This is a genomic window from Streptomyces sp. NPDC021012, from assembly GCF_044333355.1.
Classification (GTDB): Bacteria; Actinomycetota; Actinomycetes; order Streptomycetales; family Streptomycetaceae; genus Streptomyces.
In genome coordinates, this window is the sequence record NZ_JBIRQU010000022.1 from 47,407 (window position 1) to 68,784 (window position 21,378).

Sequence of the window (21,378 nt, forward strand, 5' to 3'; positions counted from 1 at the left end):
GAGTGCGACCACGCGGTCGGGGTGCACCGGATCGCGTCACACTATCCGCCCAGTTCAGCGTGGGGCGACGTCCGTGACAAATTCCACGCCCCTTACAACCGGGCAATTTGCCCAAACCTCATCGCTCTCAACTCTCCCCTTGGGTCGCGCTTTACCCGCACACCCCTTCCGCCGCGTTCCGCCCCGTGAAGGTCGGCGTCGCCGACGGCGGTGCCGTGCCGTCCCCGTCGGGCTTCCCGTCGGTGCCGGCCGGCTCGGGCGTCACCAGGACGGGCTTGTCCTCGCGCAGTTGCCTGAAGAGCTGACTCGCCGCGGGTTGCACCAGTTCGTCCCGGTTCGGGTCGTATCGGTAGGCCCGGCGGGGGACGGTGAGGAACTGCACCTTCGCGGTCGGGATGGCCCGCATCGACCGCGCCAGGTCGTACAGGTCCCGCAGCGAGTCGAGCCCCGGGTCCGTGGTGATCGCCTTCGTGGCCGCGTCCAGGACCGGGTAGAGCTTGGTCGGGTTGAGCAGCACCCCGTCGCTCTGCACCTTGTTGACGAGGGCGCCGAGGAACTGCTGCTGGCGGTCCATGCGTTCCGTGTCGCTGCCGTTCCCGATCGACTTGCGGGCCCGTACGAAACCGAGGGCCTGCTCCCCGTCGAGCGTCTGGCGGCCCGCGGGCAGCTTCAGCTTCGCGTCCTTGTCGTTCACGGGCTCCTTGAGGCAGACCTCCACGCCGTCCACGGCGTCCACCATCTTCTTGAAGCCCCGGAAGTCGATCACCATGTGGTGGTCGACCCGGATCCCGGTCAGCTTCTCGACGGTACGGATCGTGCACGCCGCGCCGCCGAACTCGAAGGCCCAGTTGAACTGCGCGGTCTGCTCCCGGGTGCGCGTCCCGTCCGCCTTGTGGCAGCTCGGGATCGTCACCATCAGGTCCCGGGGCAGGGAGACGGCCGTCGCGCTCGACTTCCCGGCCGCGAGGTGCAGCAGGATCGTCGTGTCGGAGCGCTGGGTGCCCTCGTCCTTGCCGTACGGGCGGTTGCCCGCGCCGGCCCGGGTGTCCGAGCCGATGAGCAGGATGTTGAGGGCGGTCGTGGTGCCCGCCGGCGGGCGCTCCTTCTCGTACCTCCGCAGCTCGTCGGCGGCGGTGGTGTCGGTGGTGATGTTGTCGTCGAGCTTCCGGTAGAACCACCAGCCGACCCCGGCGGCGGCCAGCACGACGACCGCGCAGCCGAGGGCCGTCCAGCGCAGCCAGTGGCGGCGCCGGCGCGGCTCCTCGTCCCCCGCGGCCGGGGGGTCCGGGTCGGCGGGCGTGCCTGCACGGTCCGTCACGTCTGGATCCGTCCTTCCTGCGCGTGGTGGTGCGGAAGGAGTCGACTCCCCCTGGGCCGATCATGTACCGGACCGGGGGGACGAACCGGGGAACCCGGCGCGGCGCTGGGCCGAACGGGTGGGGTTCGTACGGCGGGCGTGGACCCGTGTGCTGGTCGGGCCGGTCAGAGCGTCGTGTGCGTCACGCGTTCGCTCTCGATCCGCTTCTCCAGCCCCTCCGGGCCCAGCTGGTCCAGGTTCCGGCACAGCACCACGGAGCCGCCCGCCGCCAGGGGGGCGTACAGGCCGGAGGAGAGGCCCTGCCAGTCGGCGTAGCCGAGGCCGGAGAGGAGGCGGGAGCCGGGGGCGAGGCCGAGGGTCGCCGCGTCCGTGCGGGCCTGCTCGACGAGCTGGGCGGCGCTGCGTTCCGTACCGTCGACGACGAGCGCGGGAGCCTCCGGATCGACCGGTGCGAACGGGGCGAAACGGTCGCCCTGGCTCGGCACCTCGACCGCGTAGTCCGCGTATCCGGCGGGCGCGGCCGGGAAGCGGCGGCCCAGCGGGGCCAGGGAGAGCGCGATCCGCTCCCCGGAACAGGCGAGACCCGCCTCCAGGGCGTCGGGACCCGCGACCACGACGTCCGCGTCCGCCGGGTCGCCGCCGATCTCGGCGACCACGCCGACGGACGCGCAGGCGAGCAGCCAGACGGCGCTCTGCCAGTGCGCGGGCAGCAGCAGCGCGAGCCGGTCGCCCGGCGCGGCGGACAGCTCGCCCTGGAGCAGGTTCGCCGTCTTGGCCACCCAATTGGCGAAGGTGGCGACGGACAATTCCACGCGCTCACCGGTGGCGTCGTCGTAGAAGGTGACCAAGGGGCGGGCGGGGTCCGCGGCGAGCGCGGATCGCAGCAGGTCGGCAGGGGTGCGGTCGCTGGCGTTCACGCCGGACAGCGTACGCGGGCGCATGCGCCGGGGTCCGCCGTACCGGTGACGCCGTCCTCCGGTCGGACCGACGGCCCGTCAGTTTCCGGGCCGGTTCCCGGCGCGCGGAACGGCCCGGCGATCCGCACGATCGGCCCATGCGTGCCTCACTCGCCTCCTCGATCGCCGTCACCTGCGCGGCGGTACTCGCCCTGCCGGTCTCCCTCACCGCGCCGGCGGCGGCCTCGACGCCACCCGCGGCCGCCTCCGCCCTGCCACCCGCGCCCGAACTCCCGGGCTCCACCCAGTCGCTGCCCCTCGAACCGCTCGGTGCCGCCACCCGCGCGCTCGGCGGGACGACCGGCTCGGGCGAGCAGGGGCTCACCCGACGCGACGTCAGGCCCTTCTCGCTCGTCGGCGTCGTCTGGGACGACCCGACGGCCCCGCTGCACGGCACCGTGCAGGTCCGCACCCGGGCCACCGGCGGCGGAACCTGGTCCGCGTGGCAGGACGTCGAGACCCACAACGAGGAGCACGGTGCCGACCCCGACACCGCCGAGGGCTCCACCCGGGCGCTCCGCGGCTCCACGGCCCCGCTGTGGGTGGGCGACTCGGACGGCGTCGAGATCCGCGTACGGGGACGGGAAGCGCTCCCGGCGGGCCTGCGGCTGGAACTGGTGGACCCGGGCGAGAGCCCGGCGGCCGCGCCGGAGCGGCCCGCGTCGGGGGAGGGCGCTCCCCGGACCCGGAACGCGACGGCCCCCGCCGCCCCCGCGGCCCTCACCGGCATGAGCGCCGCGGAGGCCGCCGCGAGCGCGGTGAACGCCCAGCTCGCCCCGTACGGCGCGACCTGGATCCCGGCCCTCTCCAAGGAGGAGACCGAGCGCGAGGCCCGGAACATGCCCCAGACGCAGGCGGCCCCGGCGGCCCCGGCCGCCGCCGCGGCGAAGCCGTACATCGGTCCCCAACCCAAGATCATCACCCGTAAGGGCTGGGGCGCGGACGAGAGCATCCGCGAGAAGGGCTTCGTCTACACGAGCACCATCAAGGCGGCCTTCGTCCACCACAGCGCCACCGGCAACAACTACACCTGCAGCAAGGCCCCCACGGTCCTGCGCAGCATCTACCGCTACCACGTCCTGAGCAGCGGCTGGCGGGACCTCGGCTACAACTTCGCCATCGACAAGTGCGGAAACATCTACGAGGGCCGGGCCGGCGGCATCGCCAAGCCGGTCCTCGGCGCCCACACCCTCGGCTTCAACACCAACAGCATGGGCATCGCCGTCCTCGGCACCTTCACCAAGAGCAACCCGCCGGCCGCCGTCGTGACCGCCGTCGCGCGCCTGACGGCCTGGAAGCTCGGGCTGCACGGGGTGAACCCGAAGGGAACGTCGTACCTGATCTCGGGTGGCGGAAACCTGTACAAGAAGGGCACGAAGGTACGGTTCAACTCCATCGCCGGTCACCGTGACGGATTCGCCACGGAATGTCCCGGCGCGCATCTCTACAGCAAGCTCGGCACGGCCCGTACGAGCTCGGCCGCGTACCAGGGAAGGCCCTGATGGGGTCGCGGATGGGGTCATGGAGGCAACCATCTGCATAAACTGACCGGTCATATCGCACGGACGACCGAGACGGGCGAGCTGACCGGCCCCGAAAACAGGAAGCAGAGACGACAAGGTGACAGAAGCGATCCTCCTGGTCGGTGGCAAGGGCACACGGCTGCGACCCCTCACGGTCAACACGCCCAAACCCATGGTCCCGGCGGCGGGCGTCCCCTTCCTGACCCACCAGCTGGCCCGGGCCCGTGCCGCCGGCGTCGAGCACATCGTGCTCGCCACCTCCTACCTGGCCGAGGTCTTCGAGCCGCACTTCGGTGACGGCTCCGACCTCGGCCTGAGCCTGGAGTACGTCACCGAGGAGGAGCCCCTCGGCACCGGAGGCGCGATACGCAACGTCGCCTCGCGCCTCCACTCGGGCCCCGACGAGCCGGTCCTCATCTTCAACGGCGACATCCTCACGGGCCTGGACATCCAGGCCCTCGTCGCGACCCACTCCTCCTCCGGCGCGGACGTCTCGCTCCACCTCACCCGCGTCGAGGACCCGCGCGCCTTCGGCCTGGTCCCCACGGACGACACCGGGCGCGTCACGGCCTTCCTGGAGAAGCCGCAGACGCCGGAGGAGATCGTCACCGATCAGATCAACGCGGGCGCGTACGTCTTCCGCCGCTCGGTCATCGACACCATCCCCACCGGCCGCCCGGTCTCGGTGGAACGCGAGACGTTCCCCGAACTCCTCTCCACCGGAGCCCACCTCCAGGGCATGGTCGACTCCACCTACTGGCTGGACCTCGGCACCCCGCAGGCCTTCGTCCGCGGCTCCGCCGACCTCGTCCTCGGCCGCGCCCCCTCCCCGGCCGTCCCCGGCCGCTGCGGCGACCGCCTCGTCCTCCCGACGGCCCGCGTCGCCCCCGACGCCAAGCTGGACGGCGGCACGGTGGTGGGCGCGGACGCGGTGGTCGGCGAAGGCGCCCGCGTCACCGGCTCCACCCTCCTCGCCGGCGCCGTCGTCGAACCCGGCGCCGTCATCACCGACTCCCTGATCGGCGCGGGCGCCCGCATCGGTGCCCGTACGGTGATCAGCGGCGCCGTCATCGGCGACGGCGCCCACATCGGCCCCGACAACGAACTCCGCGACGGCATCCGCATCTGGTGCGACACCACCCTCCCCCCGCGCGCCATCCGCTTCTCCTCAGACCAGTAACCCCACCCCCGCCGCGGGCACCCACCCCCGTTGCGGGCAATCGTTCCCCCGGGCCGCCGCCCACTCCCGTTGTGGGCAATCGTTCCGCCGGGGCGGTGCCCACTCCCGTTGTGGGCAATCGTTCCGCTGGGGCGGAACGGGTGGGCACAACGGACCCGCGCCCTACCGGCGCCAGAGGCTTACGCGCCTGAACCCGCACCGAAGGTGACGGCGCACACGTGGTGCGGGTCCAGGCGCGGAACGCGGAGGCGCCGCTAGAGGGCGCCGTCCCGTGTGCCCACCCGTCCCGCCCAGCGGGACGATTGCCCACACGGGCAGCGGGTGCGGGCCCCACACGGGGCGGGGGCGGAGCGCACGGCCACGAGGCGCAGCCCGCACCACGCCCCGGCTACGCTCGTACCCATGGCCGGCCGCTTCGCCCCGAAACCCACCCGCACCACCACGCGCGGCGGCCACCTCCCCCTCCCCACCGCGGAAGACGCCCCGCTGGACCTGGGCCTCACCCTCGGCCCCCTCCGCCGCGGCCCCGCCGATCCCGCCTTCCGGGTGACCCCGGACGGCTCGGTCTGGCGGGCCAGCCGGACGCCGGACGGCCCGGGGACGATCCGGATACGGATCGACGAGGGGAAGCCCGGCGCCGAGGCCTGGGGCCCCGGGCGCGACTGGCTCCTGGACGGCCTCCCGGGCCTCCTGGGCGCCGAGGACGACCCGACCGCCTTCGTCCCCCGCCACGGGCTGCTCCTGGCGACGCTCCGCCGCCGCAAGGGCCTGCGCCTCACCCGTACCGGACTGGTCCTGGAGTCGCTGATCCCGTCGATCCTGGAGCAGAAGGTCACGACGCACGAGGCCTACGGCTCCTGGCGGACGCTCGTACGGAAGTACGGAGAGCCGGCTCCGGGCCCGGCACCCGAGGGCATGTACGTGATGCCGGACGCCCGCACCTGGACGCAGATCCCGTCCTGGGAGTGGCACCGCGCGAACGTCGACGGCAAGCGCTCCGCCACGATCGTCCGCGCGGCACGCGTCGCGGCCCGCCTGGAGGAGGCCGCGCGCATGGACCCGTCGGCGGCCCGCAGGCGCCTGGAGCTGGTCCCGGGCATCGGCCCCTGGACGAGCGCCGAGACGGTCCAGCGCAGCAACGGCGCCCCGGACGAGGTCACCACCGGCGACCTGCACCTCCCGGGCATCGTCGGCTGGGCCCTCGCGGGCGACCGTACGGCGGACGACGAGGCGATGCTGGAGCTCCTGGCCCCGTACGCGGGCCAGCGCCACCGCGCGGCCCGCCTGATCCTCCTCAGCGGCCGCGTACCGCCCCGCCGGGCGCCCCGCAGGGCACCCGGCGACATCACCCGCCTCTGAAAGCCTGAAAGTCCTGAAGGACCCTCACCGCACCTCGACGAACTCCGAGGCCGTCCGCGCCGGACGCTCCTTCGGCGGAGCCGCCGGGTGCCCGATCGCCACCGCGCCCATCGGGTCCCACTCCTCCGGCAGCCCGAGGACGTCCCGTACGACCTCCCGGCAGAACATCGTCGAGGACACCCAGGCCGAGCCGAGCCGCTCGCCCGCCAGCGCGACGAGGAAGTTCTGCACGCCCGCGCCCGCCGCGACGACGAACATCTCGCGCTCGGCGGCGTCCCGGCGCGGGTCGCCGTAGTGGTGGGAGCCGTCCATGACGAGGCAGGGCACCGCGAGGTAGGGGGCGTTGCGCAGGACGTCCCCGCGCCGCACCCGCTTGGCGATGGACTCCTCGGACTTGCCGTCCCGCCGCAGGTCCGCGATCCACGCGTCCCGCATCGCGTCGAGGAGCCGCGTCCGGGACCGGGCCGACTCCAGGAGCACGAACCGCCACGGCGTGGTGTGGTGCGGCGCCGGGGCCGTCACGGCGGCGGCGACCGCGCGCCGGACCGCGCCCGGGTCGACGGGCGCGTCGGTGAACTCCCGTACGGTCCGCCGCAGCGTCACCGCCTCCCGTACGGCCTCCGAGGTCCCGAGCCGGAACATGTCGTCGGCGGCGGAGCGCACGAGCGCCCGCGCCCCCTCCTCGGCGTCGCCGCCCACCACATGGGGCAGTCCGCGCACGACGGCCACCGGCAGTCCGGCCGCCTTGCCCTTCACCAGGTCGCCGGCGGCGGCGAGTTCGTCGGCGGTGGCGACGACGGTCGCGCTCAGCGGATTGCCGTACGCGTCGGTCCCGCCGCGCAGGTCGTCGAGGACCCGCACCCCGGCCGCCCCGATCGCCACGTCCGTGAGCCCGCTGCGCCAGGGCCGCCCGAAGGTGTCCGTGACGACGACGCCGACGTCGACGCCGAGCGCCTCGCGCAGCCCCGAACGGATCCGCCGCGCCGAGGCGTCGGGGTCCTCGGGCAGCAACAGCACGGTCCCGGAAGGGGTGTTGGAGGCGTCGACCCCGGCGGCGGCCATGACGAGCCCCTGCCGGTTCTCGACGATGCGGAGGGTGCCGCGCCGCGCCACCACCCGTACCGTCTCGGCGTCGATGGCCTCCTCGCGGTCGTCGGCCGCGATCACCCGCCCCTCCGCCTTGCTGACGATCTTCGAGGTGACGATCAGGACGTCCCCGTCGGCGAGCTCCGGCGACACGGAGGCGATCAGCTTGGCCAGATCGTCCCCGGCCGCCACCTCGGGCAGCCCCGCGAGCGCCCAGACCCGGTACGCGGGCGCGTACGATCCGCCGCCCACGCCCCCCGGACCGGAAACCCCCTCGAAGCCACCCGCGCCGCTCAGGCCGCCCGAGCCCGCCCCCGTCATCCCCGCACCTCCTCGGCCAGCGCCAGCGCCTCGCGCGCCATCGCGGCCGTCGCGTCCAGGTCGGTCATCATCAGCGGGACCGCGCGGCAGGCGATGCCCGCCGCCTCGACCTCCGCGACCGCGCCCGCGTCCACGGTGTCGACGAGCCAGCCGCCGACGAGTTCGGCGCCGTAGTGCAGGGCGACCGCCGCCGCCGTGGACTCGACGCCCACGGCCGCGAGGACCTTGTCGGCCATGCCGCGCACGGGCGCGTCGCCGACGATGGGGGAGAGGCCCACGACCGGCGCCCCGGCCGCGACGACGGCCTCGCGGATCCCGGGCACGGCCAGGATCGTCCCGACGCTCACCACCGGGTTGGACGGCGGGAAGAGGATGACGTCCGCCTCGGCGATCGCCTCCAGGACGCCCGGCGCGGGCTTCGCGGCCTCGGCGCCGACGGGCACGACGGCCTTCGCGTCGACGGAGGCGCGCAGCTTCACCCAGTACTCCTGGAAGTGCACCGCGCGCTGCTCGCCGTCCACCTCGATCGCCACGTGCGTCTCGACCCGGTCGTCGGACATGGGGAGGAGCCGCACGCCGGGCTGCCAGCGGGCGCACAGCGCCTCGGTGACGGCGCTCAGCGGGTAGCCCGCGCCGAGCATCTGCGTACGGACGATGTGGGTGGCGAAGTCCCGGTCGCCGAGGCCGAACCACTCGGGCCCGACCCCGTACGCCGCGAGCTCCTCCTTGACGGTGAAGGACTCGTCCGTCCGTCCCCAGCCCTGCTCCTCGTTGATGCCACCGCCGAGGGTGTACATCACCGTGTCCAGGTCGGGGCAGACCTTCAGCCCGAAGAGATGGATGTCGTCACCGGTGTTGCCGATGACCGTGATCTCCGCGTCCGGCGCGGCCTGCTTGAGGCCGCGAAGGAAACGGGCACCACCGATGCCGCCGGCCAGAACCACAATGCGCATGCGGACAGTCTGTCAGCCGCAGGCCGATCGTATGAGGGGCGGTGGTCGGGAGACGGGCGGGCGGGTCAGGCGTCGATCAGTCCCGGGGCGACCGGGGCGCACTGGGCCTGGCGGGACTCGTGCATCGGCATCTCGGTCAGACCGGGGAAGTAGACGTGCAGGCTGACGGCCGGTTCGAGGGAGTCGTTGACGACCTCGTGGACGTACCCCGGGGCGAAGACGCGCTCCCCGCCGGGTGTGAGCGTCCGCATGCCCCGGTCCGTGCGCTCCGTCAGCTCGCCCTCCAGGACGGTCAGCACGCCGGAGGAGAGGCCGTGGTCGTGGAGCCCGCTGCCCTGGCCGGGCACCCAGGAGAGCAGCCAGACCTCGTAGCCGGGTCCGGTGCGCAGGCGGTGGTACCAGCGGGTGGTGGCGTCGTACTCGACGTACGGGGCCCACTGGGAGCGGTCGCCGGCGATGGAGCGCGCGAGGCCGGCGAACTCGGCCACGGTCTCGGGGTGGGCGCGCTCGGGCTGGAGCAGGTGCGGGACTTCGAGGATGTCGCCGGCGATCTGAAGGTCGCTGTCCATGTTCATGGGATGGGGAGGTTCCTCAGCAGAAACAGAAGCGGTGGGGGGGTCACGCATAAGGGGTGACACGGGTGACGCGGGGTGACGCTGGGGGAAGAGGCCGAAGCGCTACGGCTTCGGCGGCTGGAGCCCTACGGCATCAACAGCTGGGACAGCAACAGCAACAGCGCGCCTGGACAGCGCGGCGGAACCCACGGTTGTGGGTCGCGGAGGGCGCTGCGGTCGCTGGCATGCCACCAAAGGTGGCCGGAGGGGCACCCGACTGTCAACTCAATGCCCGATTTGGGGGCAATGTTTCACCTCATCCGGTTACAGTGCCCGGAGAAAGGTTTGTTCAGGCGCGGACCAGGAGAGATGGCGCTTCGACCGCGCCCTTAAACATCCGAGGGCGTGATCAGACTGTGATCCGGATCGCATCCCCGAGCGGATCGCAACAAGATCCAAGCCGTGGACGTCCTCACCTGTGGGGGCGGCGTGGCGCGGCCAGGCCGCTGGCATGTGTCACGTTTTTTGGCGATTTGAACACTTTCCGCATAGGCTTGGTTCCGCAGAGTGAATACGGGGCCCAATAGCAGATCTCGGCTTGACTCGCACAGAGCACGAACTTGTAATTTCACTCGTGTCGTTCGGCCGGGTTCGTCCCGGCAACATCACGGGACGCACAGAACAGACGAGGGGCGCACATGACCGAGTTGTTCCAGGAACTGCTGGTCGAGGACGCGGACGAGGAACTCGGCTGGCAGGAGCGCGCGCTGTGCGCCCAGACCGATCCCGAGTCCTTCTTCCCCGAGAAGGGCGGCTCGACCCGCGAGGCCAAGAAGGTCTGCCTCGCCTGCGAGGTCCGCTCCGAGTGCCTCGAATACGCCCTGCAGAACGACGAACGGTTCGGCATCTGGGGCGGCCTCTCCGAGCGCGAGCGACGCCGTCTGAAGAAGGCCGCCGTCTGAACGGCACCCCGGCGCCCCGGCGCGCGCACCAGGACACGACGAACGGTCCGCCCCCTGTCCCCACGGCACAGGCGGCGGACCGTTCTGCGTGTCCGGCACGGGTCCGCTCCCTCTCCGCACGGTCTGTCCACAGGGCGGACCCTCCCGCGCGCTCTGTCCACAGGGCGGCGGACCGCTCCGCGCACAGCCGTTAGTGTGGGCCTCCGTCCGAGACGCTCCCCACGCCCCCCCGCGGGCGACCCCGGCCGGAGGGCCCGTAGCTCGATGTCCTCAACTCCTGAGTTTCCGCGACACGTCGTCACCGCCGTGCTCGTCACCCACGACGGCGCCCGCTGGCTGCCCGACGCGCTCGCCGGGCTGCTCGCCCAGGAGCGCCCCGTGCAGAACGCGGTCGCGGCCGACACCGGCAGCGCCGACGACTCGGCGCAGCTCGTCGCCGACGCCATCGGCGCCGACCGCGTCCTCCACCTCGCGCGCCGCACCGGCTTCGGCGCCGCCGTCGAGGAGGCCGTCCGCACCGCGCCCCCGCTCGGACCCGAGGACCTGCCCTACCTGAAGCGCCCCAGCGGCTGGGACCCCGTCAGCCGCAGCTGGAACGACGAGGCGTACGACCTCCCCGACCTCCCGCACGGCGAACCGGTCCAGTGGCTCTGGCTCCTCCACGACGACTGCGCCCCCGAGCCCGGCGCCCTCGCCGAACTCCTGCGCGTCGCCGACTCCGACGCGGACGCCGCCGTCATCGGCCCCAAGCTGCGCGGCTGGTACGACAGGAAGCAGCTCCTCGAAGCCGGCGTCAGCATCGCCCGCAGCGGCCGCCGCTGGACCGGACTCGACCGCCGCGAGCAGGACCAGGGCCAGCACGACCAGGTCCGCTCCGTCCTCTCCGTCTCCACCGCCGGCATGCTGATCCGCCGCGACGTCTTCGAGGGCCTCGGCGGCTTCGACCGGCGCCTGCCCCTCATGCGCGACGACGTCGACCTGTGCTGGCGCGCGCACTCCGCCGGCTTCCACGTCCTCGTCGCCCCCGACGCCGTCCTGCGGCACGCCGAGGCCTCCGCCCGCGAGCGCCGCACCGTCGACTGCGCCGGCCGCACCGCGGCCAACCCGCACCGCGTCGACAAGGCCGGCGCCGTCCACACCCTCCTCGCCAACAGCCGGGGCAGGGCCCTCCCGTACCTCCTCGTCCGGCTCGTCCTCAGCACCCTGCTCCGCACCCTCGCCTACCTCGTCGGCAAGGCCCCGGGCCAGGCGGTCGACGAGGTCATGGGCCTCCTCACGACCCTGCTGCGGCCCGAGAAGATCCTCGCCGCCCGCAAGCGCCGCAAGAACCCGGCCGTGCCCAACGGCGAGTTCCGCGCGCTCTTCCCGCCGGCCGGCGCCACCGTCCGCGCCACCGTCGAGCAGATCGCCTCCCACTTCGGCGGCGCCGAGGCCGACACCGGCGGCTCCCGTCACGGAGTCGTCGAATCGGGCCCCGGCGGCGACGACGCCGACTACCTGGAGATCGAGCAGTTCGCCCGGCTCAAGAAGATCGCCCGCAAGCCCGGACCGGTCCTCTTCGCCCTGCTCCTCCTCGTCTCCCTGGTCGCCTGCCGCAACCTCTTCGCCGGCGGCTCGCTGGCCGGCGGCGCCCTGCTGCCCGCCCCCGACACCGTCTCCCAGCTCTGGTCGCGGTACGCCGACGCCTGGCACCCCCTCGGCACCGGCGGCACCCAGACCGCCCCGCCCTACCTCGCCGTCCTGGCCGCGCTCTCCGCGCTGTTCCTCGGCTCCACCTCCACCGCGCTGACCCTGCTGCTCGTCTGCTCGGTCCCGCTCGCCGGCTTCACCGCGTACTTCGCCGCCCGCGGCATCGTCGAGTCCCGGCTCCTGCGCGCCTGGGGCGCCATCGCGTACGCCTTCCTGCCCGCCGCCACCGGCGCCCTCGCCACCGGCCGGCTCGGCACCGCCGTCCTCGCGATCCTGCTCCCGCTGATCGCCCGCGCCGCCGTCGCCGCCCATGGCCTCAACCGGCCGCGCGGCGAGCGCGGCAGCTGGCGCGCCACCTGGGCGTACACCTTCCTGCTGACCTTCGCGACGGCGTTCACCCCGGTCGTCTGGCCGCTCGCCGTCCTCCTCGGCCTCGGCGTGCTCGCCGTCCGCCGCGACGACATCACCGCGTACGGACTCCGCTTCCTGGCCGCCGTCGGCACCCCGGTCCTGCTCCTCGCGCCCTGGTCGCTCACCCTCCTCACCGACCCCAGCGCCCTCCTGCGCGAGGCCGGCCTCGACGTCCGCACCGGCACGGCCGGCGCGCTCGACCTGCTCGGCACCAGCCCCGGCGGCCCCGGCACCACCGGCGGCCTGCTCCTGCTCGGCCTCGTCCTCGCGGGCCTGGCCGGACTGCTCCGCGAGGAGCGGCAGCTCGCCGTCCGCACCGCCTGGGCCGCCGCCCTCGCCGGACTCGTCCTCGCCGTCCTCACCAACGGCGCGGGCGGCACCGGCTGGGCCGGACCCGCCACCCTCGTCTACGGCGCCGCCCTCATCGCCGCCGGCATGATCGGCGCCGAGGGCGGCCGCACCCGCGTCGCCGCCCACGGCTTCGGCTGGCGCCAGCCCGTCGCCGCCCTCGTCGCCCTCGCCTGCGCCCTCGGCCCCGCCGTCGCCGCCGCCGGCTGGATGATCGGCGGCGCCGACGGCCCGCTGACCCGGCGCGACCCGGTCCAGGTCCCGGCCTTCGTCGCCGAGGAGAGCGGCACCCGCGACCAGCCCCGCACCCTCGTCCTCGGCGGCAGCACGCCCGGCGAGGTCGCCTACACCCTGGTCCGCGGCTCCGGCGCCCGCCTCGGCGACGCCGAACTCACCGAGGCCGCCGAGGCCGACCCCCGCCTCGACGCGGTCGTCGCCCACCTCGTCGCCGGCTCCGGCGCCGACCAGACCCAGGAGCTCAGCGGCTACGCCATCCGCTACGTCCTCGTACGGGACGGGGCACCGCGCCAGATGAGCCGCGTCCTCGACTCCACCCCCGGCCTCAGCCGCCTCAGCCAGCTCGACGGCAGCGCGCTCTGGCGCGTGGACCGCGAGATCGCCCGCGTCATGATCGTCCCGCCCGCCGCGAAGACCGGCGACGCGGACAAGGCGCAGGAGACCGCCAAGGTCCTCGCCGTCGCCGCCGGACCCGTCGAGGCCCACACCCGGGTCCCCGCCGGACCCTCGGGCCGCGTCCTGCGCCTCGCCGACCGCGCCGACGAGGGCTGGACCGCCACCCTCGACGGCAAGGAGCTGACCCGGACCACCGTCGACGGCTGGGCCCAGGGCTTCGAGCTCCCCGCCCAGGGCGGCCGCCTCGACCTCACGTACGACGGGCCGCTCACCCACACCGCGTGGATCTGGGCCCAGGCCGGCCTCGCCCTCGTCCTGCTCGTCCTCGCCCTGCCCGGACGGCGCCGCGAGATCGACGACGACCTCCCCGAGGAGGAGCTCGCGATCCCCGCCCAGGCCACCGAGGGCGACGGCCGCCGCGCCCGCCGCCTGCGCGCCGCCGCCGAGGCGGAGCCGGAGGCCGCCGAGGCCGCCCCCGACGCCTTCGACGCCTTCGGGACCGCGCGGGGCGGTCCGGCCCCCATCCCGGGGCAGCAGTCCCACGAGCCCCGGGACCAGGAGCAGGACTGGGACCCCGCCTACGCCCAGGCCCCCGCCCAGCAGGCCCAGGAACAGCCGCAGACCCAGCCGTACGCCGACCAGGGCTACTACCAGGACTACGCGGCCGACCCGTACCAGCAGCAGCCGTACGCGTACCCCCAGCAGGGCTACGACCAGCAGCCGTACGAGCAGCCGCAGCAGTACGAGCAGCCCCAGCAGTCGTACGAGCAGCAGCAGTACGACCCGTACGGCTACGGCTACGGATACCCCCAGGGCCACGAGACCGAGCAGCGTCCCGACGGGAGCAGCAACCAGTGAACCGCACGACCCTCTCCCTGATCGCGGGCGCCACGGCCCTCGCCGCCGTCACCGGCTTCGCGGCCCTCACCGCCCCGGACGGCACCGCCGCCACCGGGGCGAAGGCCACCACCCGACTGCCGGTGGAGCGCGTCGGCCTCGTCTGCCCGGCCCCCAGCACCTCCGAGGTGGCCGAGACCCGCTACACCTCGTACACCCCGGCCGGTACGGGCACGGGCGCGGCCCCCGGCGCCGGCAAGGCCGAGCAGCCCACGGCCCTGCTGCGGACCGCCGCGACCGTGACGTCCGCGGACGGCACCGCCAAGAAGCCCAAGCCCGCCAAGGCCCCGGCCACCGTCACCACCCCCGGCAAGCCCGTCACCGCCCAGGCCGACGGCGGTTCCGTGCCCGCCGTCACCGGCACCGCGACCGGCACCCTCGCCCCCGGCTGGACCGTCCAGCAGACCACCGTCGTCCCGGCCGGCGGCGCGCGCGGCCTCCTCGGCCTCGGCTGCGGCGCCCCCGACACCGACTTCTGGTTCCCGGCCGCCTCCACCGACAAGGACCGCCAGGACTACGTCCACCTCACCAACCCGGACGACACGGCCGCCGTCGCCGACATCGAGCTGTACGGCCCCGAGGGCCAGCTCAAGTCCCAGTTCACCGAGGGCATCCCGGTCCCCGCCCACTCCACCGTCCCGGTGCTCCTCTCCACCCTCACGAGCGAGCCCGGCCGGAAGGACCTCACCGTCCACGTCACCACCCGCAGCGGACGCGTCGGCGCCGCCGTCGCCGCGGCCGACGACAAGCTCGGCAGCGACTGGATCGCCCCGGCCGCCGACCCGGCGAGCAGCGCCGTGCTCCCCGGCATCCCTGCCGACGCCACCGCGGTGCGGCTCGTGGCCTTCGCCCCCGGCGACGACGATGCCGACCTCAAGATCCAGCTGGTCACCCCGAGCGGCACGATCGTCCCGGCCGAGGCAGACGGCCCGCTGCACGTGAAGTCCGGGATGACGGCCGCCGTCGACCTGCCGAACCTCACCCGGGGCGCGGTGGGCTCCCTGCTGCTCACCCCGAACGACCCGAAGAAGCCGATCCCGGTCGTGGCGGCCCTCCAGGTCGTGCGCGGCAAGGGCGAGAACACCGAGATCGCGTTCATCCCGGCGACCGCCGCCGTCTCCGCCCGCGCGACGGTCGCCGACAACCGCGCCAAGGGCTCGACGCTCTCCCTGACCGCCCCCGGCGCGGACGCCCGGGTCAAGGTCACCGCCTCGGCCGGTTCCGAGGGCGGCACGCCGGTGTCCAAGACCGTCACGGTGAAGGGAGGCACGACGACGGTCATGACCGACCTCGTCCCCGAGGGCCTCAAGGGCTCCTACGCGCTGACCGTCGAACCGGTCTCCGGCGGCAAGGTCCACGCGGCGCGCACCCTCGCCCTCCCGGAGGACGGCGTCCCGATGTTCACCGTCCAGACCTTCGTCGACGACCGGGGCGCGGTCGAGGTCCCGTCGGCCCACCAGGACCTGGGCGTACTGGACTGAGCACTCCTCGCGGGAGGGGGCTCAGTCCTGCCCGTACCGGGGATCGACCGACTCGGGGGAGAGCCCGAGGAGCTCGGCGACCTGCTCCACGACGACCTCGTGGACCAGGAGCGCCCGCTCGTCGCGGCTCTTCGAACGGATCTCGACCGGCCGCCGGTAGACGACGACCCGGGCCGGCTCGTTCTTCTCGGCGGGTACGGAGCCGCCCAGCGGCACCGTCTCGCCCGGCACCGGCGGCGGCACCTCCAGGACCAGGAAGTCGACGTCCGCCAGCTGCGGCCAGCGCCGTTCGAGGCGCTCCACCGAGTCGAGGACGAGATCGCGGAAGGTGTCGGCCCGGCTCGCGGAGAGCGGCACCTGCGGCGGCGCGACAGGTCCCCGCATCCCGCGGCCGTGCCGGTCGCGGCGGCGGACCCGGGGCTCCGCCGGGGGCTCCGTGGGACGGTGCGAAGGGCTCGGCGGCACAGGACTGTCCATCACTGACGCAGCGTAACCCCCATCCGTCCCACCGCACCGTGGCGCATCCACGCCGACTTTCCGGGCCTGCCCGCACCCCCGCCGCGCCACCCTGTCGAAACCTGAACATTCCAGCCGGGCCCAAGCCCGATTCGACGGCCCGTGGCGATCGGCCATCTGGCCCTGGATGACCGGATTTGTATCCCAAAGTGTCCGGATAGCCCCCTGCCCCCACCCCCCTTGGCCCCTTCCCTCGCAGGTCAGAGCGGCCATCACTCGAACGGGGGTGGCGGAGGTCACACCGCGACACGGTGGAGTGACCTGAGGGAGAGTCGTCGCGGCCCGCTCAAGAGTGCGGTACCGTCCAACGTCGTGAGCCCTGTACGTCGCTGTTCGCGCACTGCGTGCGGCCGCCCTGCCGTCGCGACACTGACGTACGTCTATGCCGACTCGACTGCGGTCCTCGGCCCGCTCGCCACCTACGCCGAGCCCCACTGCTACGACCTGTGCGCCGAGCACAGCGAGCGCCTCACCGCCCCGCGCGGCTGGGAGGTGGTGCGCCTCACCGACGGCTCCGCCCCCACCCGCCCCAGCGGCGACGACCTCGAAGCGCTGGCCAACGCGGTACGGGAGGCGGCCCGCCCCCAGGAGCGCGCGGCCGAGGCCGGCGGCAAGGGCGGCGGCCGCGGCGGCGACCCCATGGAGGTCGGACGCCGCGGACACCTCAGGGTGCTCCGTTCGCCCGACAACTGACGGCGCCCGACCACCGTCCGAGTCTCCCTGACTCCGCTCCGGGTAGTTTGGGCGTTCCGTACACGCCCCGCACACGCGTGTGAAGAACTCAGGAGGGTGGATCCGTGACTGCCGATCTGTCGCAGATCGTGAAGGCGTACGACATCCGCGGAGTCGTACCCGACCAGTGGGACGAGACGCTCGCCGAGCTCTTCGGCGCCGCCTTCGTACGGGTGACGGACGCGGACGCGATCGTCATCGGCCACGACATGCGCCCCTCGTCGCCCGGCCTCTCCGCCGCCTTCGCCCGCGGCGCGGCCCGCCTCGGCGCCGACGTCACCCTCATCGGGCTCTGCTCCACCGACCAGCTGTACTTCGCCTCCGGCAGCCTCGGCCTGCCCGGCGCCATGTTCACCGCCTCCCACAACCCGGCCCGGTACAACGGCATCAAGATGTGCCGCGCCGGCGCCGCCCCCGTCGGCCAGGACACCGGCCTCGCCGACATCCGCGCCCTCGCGGAGCAGTGGCGGGAGACGGGCGCCCCGGAGGCGGCGGCGAAGCAGGGCACGATCACGGAACGCGACACCCTGGCGGACTACGCCGCGCACCTGAGGTCCCTGGTCGACCTCACCGGGATCCGCCCCCTGAAGGTGGTCGTCGACGCGGGCAACGGCATGGGCGGCCACACCGTCCCCACGGTCTTCGAGGGCCTGCCCCTGGACACCGTCCCGATGTACTTCGAACTGGACGGCACCTTCCCGAACCACGAGGCCAACCCGCTCGACCCGAAGAACATCGTCGACCTCCAGGCCCGCGTCCGCGCCGAGGGCGCCGACCTCGGCCTCGCCTTCGACGGCGACGCCGACCGCTGCTTCGTCGTCGACGAGCGCGGCGAGCCGGTCTCCCCCTCCGCGATCACGGCCCTCGTCGCCGCGCGCGAGCTCGCCAAGCACCCCGGCGGAACGATCATCCACAACCTGATCACCTCCTGGTCGGTGCCGGAGGTCGTCCGCGAGCAGGGCGGCGAGCCGGTCCGCACCCGCGTCGGCCACTCCTTCATCAAGGAGGAGATGGCGAAGACCGGAGCGATCTTCGGCGGCGAGCACTCGGCGCACTACTACTTCAAGGAGTTCTGGAACGCGGACACCGGCATGCTCGCCGCGCTCCACGTCCTCGCCGCCCTCGGCGGCCAGGAGGGCACCCTGTCCGACCTGGTCTCCGCCTACGACCGGTACGCCTCCTCCGGCGAGATCAACTCGACCGTCGCGGACCAGACGGCGAGCACGGCGAAGGTCCGCGCGGCGTACGAGGGCCAGGACGGCGTCACCTTCGACACCCTCGACGGCCTCACGGTCACGGCAGCGGACTGGTGGTTCAACCTCCGCGCCTCCAACACGGAGCCCCTCCTCCGCCTCAACGTCGAGGCCCGCGACGAGGCCACCATGGCCAAGGTCCGCGACGAGGTGCTCGCCCTGGTCCGGGCGACCGACTGACCCCGCCGTACCGCCGGGGAACGGGGGCGTGCCCCGTTCCCCGGCGGTAGGCTGACCTGGCCCGATCCGTCTGTTCGAAGGGACACCCCATGCCGCTCGAAGCCGGCCTCCTGGAGATCCTGGCCTGCCCGGCCTGCCACGCTCCGCTGAACGACCGCACGGCGGACGAGACCCCCGAACTGATCTGCACCAGCCCCGACTGCGGCCTCGCCTACCCGGTCCGCGACAACATCCCCGTCCTCCTCACCGACGAGGCCCGCAAGCCGGAGTAACGACGGGGGTCTGCTCTCACCGGCCGCCGCCCCCGCCGTTGTGGGCACGCGCCCGCGCGGGGCGGTGCCCCCGCCGCCCCCGTTGTGGGCAATCGTTCCGCTGCGGGGTCCCCCCTGGACGAAGTCCTTGGGGGAGGAACGGGTGGGCACAACGGACCCGCGCCCTGCCGGCGCCAGAGGCTTCCGCGCCTGAACCCGCACCACCCGCACCCGCACAAGCAAGCGCCCACACAGCCGCGCCCCGCAACGGGAGGCACCGAACATGCTCGACGAGACCCTCCTCGACGCCCCGGACGACCTCGCCCTCGCCGACCGCCGCGGCCTCCTCCGCGGCGCCGCCGAGGCCGGCGCACGGGTACGGACCGCCGCCCGCCACGCCGCCGAGGCGGGCATCGCGGACCTCCGCCCCGAGGGCCGCCCCCGCGCCGTCCTCGTCGCGGGCCCCGGCACGGCCGCCGCCGGCGTCGCGGACCTGATCGGCGCGCTCGCCGGAGCCTCCGCCCCCGTCGTACGCCTCCAGCCGACCGGCGTCGCCCCCGCCGCGGGCGCCCTGCGCTGGGCCCTGCCGGGCTGGGCGGGCTCGGTGGACCTGCTCCTGCTGCCCACCACCGACGGCTCGGAACCGGGCCTCGCCCTCCTCGCCGAGCAGGCGTACCGCCGCGGGATCACGGTCGTCGCCGTCGCCCCGAAGACCTCCCCGCTCGCCGAGACGGTCAACGGCTCGCGCGGCCTGTTCGTCCCGATGGCGATGACCCCGAACGAGTCGCCCGACGAGTACGCCGAGAACATCGCGGCGAGCCCGGGCGCGCTCTGGGCCCTGTTCACCCCGCTGCTCGCACTCCTGGACCGCGTCGGCCTGATCGAGGCGCCGCCGGAGGCCCTGGAGAAGGTCGCCGACCGCCTGGACCGTACGGCGGAACGCTGCGGCCCGGCCATCGCCACGTACAGCAACCCGGCGAAGACGCTGGCCGCCGAACTCGCGGACTCGCTCCCGCTGATCTGGACCGAGGGGAACGCCGCGGGCCCGGCCGGCCGCCGCTTCGCCGCCGTCCTCGCCGAACTCGCCGGCCTGCCCGCCCTGGCGGCCGAACTCCCGGAGGCCCTGCCGGCGCACGGGGTCCTCCTCGCGGGCGACTACGCGGCCGGCGCGGACCCGGACGACTTCTTCCGCGACCGCGTGGAGGAGCCGCAGGCGCTCCGCGCGCGCGTGGTCCTGCTCCGCGACCGCCCGGCGCAGGGCCTCACCGCCGCCCCGGCCGCCCGCGAACTGGCCCTCGGCCACGAGACCGCCATCAGCGAACTGGAACCGGAGGAGGGCGGCGACCTGGAGACCCTCGCCGAACTCCTCGCCGTGACCGACTTCGCGGCCGTCTACCTCTCCCTGGCCACCCCGGCCCGCACCCCGCACTAGCGCCCCGGAGCCCCCACCCGCACCGGGCCCCTCACATCGGCGCGGGTTCACCGCCAGGACCGGCGTACGTACACCGCAAGGACCTCCCCCCGTCACCCTCCCCCTGTCACCTGTCTCCCGACACCCCGCACGATCCGTCACCATCCCGAGGAGCTGGCAGGCACCATGGACCGCCTCGTCAACACCGTCCGCCCCTACGCCTGGGGGTCCACGACGGCCATCCCGGAACTGCTCGGCACCGCCCCCACCGGCGAGCCCCAGGCCGAGATGTGGATGGGCGCCCACCCCGGTGCCCCCTCCCGCACCGGGCGCGGCGCGCTGAACGAGCTGATCGCCGCCGACCCCGTACGCGAACTGGGGGAGCGGGCCGTCGACAAGTTCGGCCCCCGGCTCCCGTTCCTCCTGAAGCTGCTCGCCGCCGGCGCCCCGCTCTCCCTCCAGGTCCACCCCGACCTGGCGCAGGCGCGGGCCGGGTACGCCGCCGAAGAGGCCGCCGGCATCCCGGTCGACGCCCCGCACCGCACGTACAAGGACGCCAACCACAAGCCCGAGCTGATCTGCGCCCTCACCCCCTTCGACGGACTGTGCGGCTTCCGCGACCCCGTCGAGGCCGCCGACCTGATCGCCGCGCTGGGCGTCGACTCCCTCAAGCCGTACGTGGACCTCCTGCACGCGCACCCCGAGGAGGCCGCGCTCCGCGAGGTCCTGACGGCCCTGCTCACCGCCGACCGCGAGGAGATGGCGCACACCGTCGCCGAGGCCCACGCCGCCGCCGACCGCCTCGGCGGCGACCACACCCCGTACGCGATCCTGGGCCACCACTACCCGAGCGACCCCGGCGTGATCGCCGCCATGCTCCTCAACCACGTCCGGCTCCAGCCCGGCGAGGCCCTCTACCTGGGCGCGGGCGTCCCGCACGCCTACATCGACGGCCTCGGCATCGAGATCATGGCCAACTCCGACAACGTGCTGCGCTGCGGCCTCACGCCCAAGCACGTCGACGTCCCCGAACTCCTCCGGATCGTCCGCTTCGAACCGAACGAACCGGCCGTCCTGCGCCCGGAGGCCTCCGCCTCCGGCGAAGAGGTGTACGAGACGCCGATCGACGAGTTCCGCCTCTCCCGGTTCGTCCGTGCGGCGGGCGCCGCGCCGACCGACGTCACCGCCGCCACCCCCCAGATCCTGCTGACCACCGCGGGCCGCCCGAAGGTCGGCGAGACCACCCTCGCCCCCGGCGAGTCCGTCTTCGTACCGGCGGACGAGGCCGTCGAACTGACCGGAGAGGGCACCGTCTTCCGGGCGACCGTCGTGGCCTGATGCGACAATGACCGGCCGAACCGCGG

17 protein-coding genes are annotated in these 21,378 nt (G+C 74.0%); 11 read left to right on the forward strand and 6 right to left on the reverse strand.

The window, feature by feature from the left end; all coding sequences use genetic code 11:
* Positions 1 to 151 precede the first annotated feature (151 nt).
* Entirely contained in the window at positions 152 to 1,318 is a 1,167-nt protein-coding gene (locus tag ACH4TP_RS38445; protein ID WP_398440515.1) for an LCP family protein, read from the reverse strand.
* A 164-nt stretch (positions 1,319 to 1,482) separates the two neighbouring features.
* Entirely contained in the window at positions 1,483 to 2,235 is a 753-nt protein-coding gene (locus ACH4TP_RS38450; RefSeq protein WP_398440516.1) for a TIGR03089 family protein, read from the reverse strand.
* A 137-nt stretch (positions 2,236 to 2,372) separates the two neighbouring features.
* Between ACH4TP_RS38450 and ACH4TP_RS38455 the strand changes: the two genes are divergently transcribed.
* From ACH4TP_RS38455 to ACH4TP_RS38465, 3 genes are all read left to right on the forward strand, one after another.
* Positions 2,373 to 3,776 carry a peptidoglycan recognition protein gene (locus tag ACH4TP_RS38455; protein ID WP_398440517.1) on the forward strand — a complete coding sequence of 468 codons (1,404 nt, stop codon included), beginning with the start codon at positions 2,373 to 2,375 and terminating at the stop codon, positions 3,774 to 3,776.
* A 118-nt stretch (positions 3,777 to 3,894) separates the two neighbouring features.
* The gene (locus tag ACH4TP_RS38460; protein ID WP_389238890.1) at positions 3,895 to 4,977 is read left to right on the forward strand and encodes a sugar phosphate nucleotidyltransferase; all 1,083 of its coding nucleotides are present in this window, start codon (positions 3,895 to 3,897) and stop codon (positions 4,975 to 4,977) included.
* A 402-nt stretch (positions 4,978 to 5,379) separates the two neighbouring features.
* On the forward strand, positions 5,380 to 6,336 hold the full coding sequence (locus ACH4TP_RS38465; protein ID WP_398440518.1) for a DNA-3-methyladenine glycosylase family protein: 957 nt from the start codon (positions 5,380 to 5,382) through the stop codon (positions 6,334 to 6,336).
* Positions 6,337 to 6,360: 24 nt separating this feature from the next.
* Here the strand turns inward: ACH4TP_RS38465 and ACH4TP_RS38470 are convergent, their stop codons facing one another.
* The 3 genes from ACH4TP_RS38470 to ACH4TP_RS38480 all read right to left on the reverse strand — a co-directional run bounded on the left by ACH4TP_RS38470 (position 6,361) and on the right by ACH4TP_RS38480 (position 9,271).
* The gene (locus ACH4TP_RS38470; protein WP_398440519.1) at positions 6,361 to 7,743 is read right to left on the reverse strand and encodes a coenzyme F420-0:L-glutamate ligase; all 1,383 of its coding nucleotides are present in this window, start codon (positions 7,741 to 7,743) and stop codon (positions 6,361 to 6,363) included.
* A complete protein-coding gene (cofD, locus tag ACH4TP_RS38475; RefSeq protein WP_398192521.1) occupies positions 7,740 to 8,696 on the reverse strand; it encodes a 2-phospho-L-lactate transferase in 957 nt (318 codons plus the stop codon). Before cofD ends, ACH4TP_RS38470 begins: the two co-directional genes overlap by 4 nt.
* 65 nt (positions 8,697 to 8,761) lie before the next feature.
* The gene (locus ACH4TP_RS38480) at positions 8,762 to 9,271 is read right to left on the reverse strand and encodes a cysteine dioxygenase (protein WP_398192519.1); all 510 of its coding nucleotides are present in this window, start codon (positions 9,269 to 9,271) and stop codon (positions 8,762 to 8,764) included.
* Positions 9,272 to 9,948: 677 nt separating this feature from the next.
* Between ACH4TP_RS38480 and ACH4TP_RS38485 the strand changes: the two genes are divergently transcribed.
* From ACH4TP_RS38485 to ACH4TP_RS38495, 3 genes are all read left to right on the forward strand, one after another.
* Positions 9,949 to 10,212, forward strand: coding sequence for a WhiB family transcriptional regulator (locus ACH4TP_RS38485; RefSeq protein WP_015033978.1), 264 nt, complete (start codon positions 9,949 to 9,951; stop codon positions 10,210 to 10,212).
* A gap of 264 nt (positions 10,213 to 10,476) precedes the next feature.
* Positions 10,477 to 14,151 carry a glycosyltransferase family 2 protein gene (locus ACH4TP_RS38490; RefSeq protein ID WP_398440520.1) on the forward strand — a complete coding sequence of 1,225 codons (3,675 nt, stop codon included), beginning with the start codon at positions 10,477 to 10,479 and terminating at the stop codon, positions 14,149 to 14,151.
* Positions 14,148 to 15,671, forward strand: coding sequence for a DUF5719 family protein (locus ACH4TP_RS38495; protein ID WP_398440521.1), 1,524 nt, complete (start codon positions 14,148 to 14,150; stop codon positions 15,669 to 15,671). The genes ACH4TP_RS38490 and ACH4TP_RS38495 overlap by 4 nt, the downstream gene beginning before the upstream one ends.
* Positions 15,672 to 15,692: 21 nt before the next feature.
* Here ACH4TP_RS38495 and ACH4TP_RS38500 read toward each other — a convergent pair whose 3' ends face one another.
* Positions 15,693 to 16,148 (reverse strand): metallopeptidase family protein, encoded by a 456-nt coding sequence (locus ACH4TP_RS38500; protein ID WP_389238910.1) that lies wholly within the window; start codon positions 16,146 to 16,148, stop codon positions 15,693 to 15,695.
* 300 nt (positions 16,149 to 16,448) lie between these two features.
* Between ACH4TP_RS38500 and ACH4TP_RS38505 the strand changes: the two genes are divergently transcribed.
* From ACH4TP_RS38505 to manA, 5 genes are all read left to right on the forward strand, one after another.
* Positions 16,449 to 16,880: a DUF3499 domain-containing protein gene (locus ACH4TP_RS38505; RefSeq protein WP_389238908.1), complete on the forward strand. Its 432-nt coding sequence runs from the start codon at positions 16,449 to 16,451 to the stop codon at positions 16,878 to 16,880.
* Between the two features lie 104 nt (positions 16,881 to 16,984).
* Entirely contained in the window at positions 16,985 to 18,352 is a 1,368-nt protein-coding gene (locus ACH4TP_RS38510; RefSeq protein ID WP_389238876.1) for a phosphomannomutase/phosphoglucomutase, read from the forward strand.
* Positions 18,353 to 18,441: 89 nt separating this feature from the next.
* Positions 18,442 to 18,624, forward strand: a complete 183-nt coding sequence (locus tag ACH4TP_RS38515; RefSeq protein ID WP_389238874.1) for a Trm112 family protein — start codon at positions 18,442 to 18,444, stop codon at positions 18,622 to 18,624.
* Positions 18,625 to 18,886: 262 nt separating this feature from the next.
* Positions 18,887 to 20,035 carry an SIS domain-containing protein gene (locus ACH4TP_RS38520; protein WP_398440522.1) on the forward strand — a complete coding sequence of 383 codons (1,149 nt, stop codon included), beginning with the start codon at positions 18,887 to 18,889 and terminating at the stop codon, positions 20,033 to 20,035.
* A 165-nt stretch (positions 20,036 to 20,200) separates the two neighbouring features.
* Positions 20,201 to 21,352, forward strand: a complete 1,152-nt coding sequence (gene manA, locus ACH4TP_RS38525) for a mannose-6-phosphate isomerase, class I (RefSeq protein WP_398440523.1) — start codon at positions 20,201 to 20,203, stop codon at positions 21,350 to 21,352.
* Positions 21,353 to 21,378: the final 26 nt, after the last annotated feature.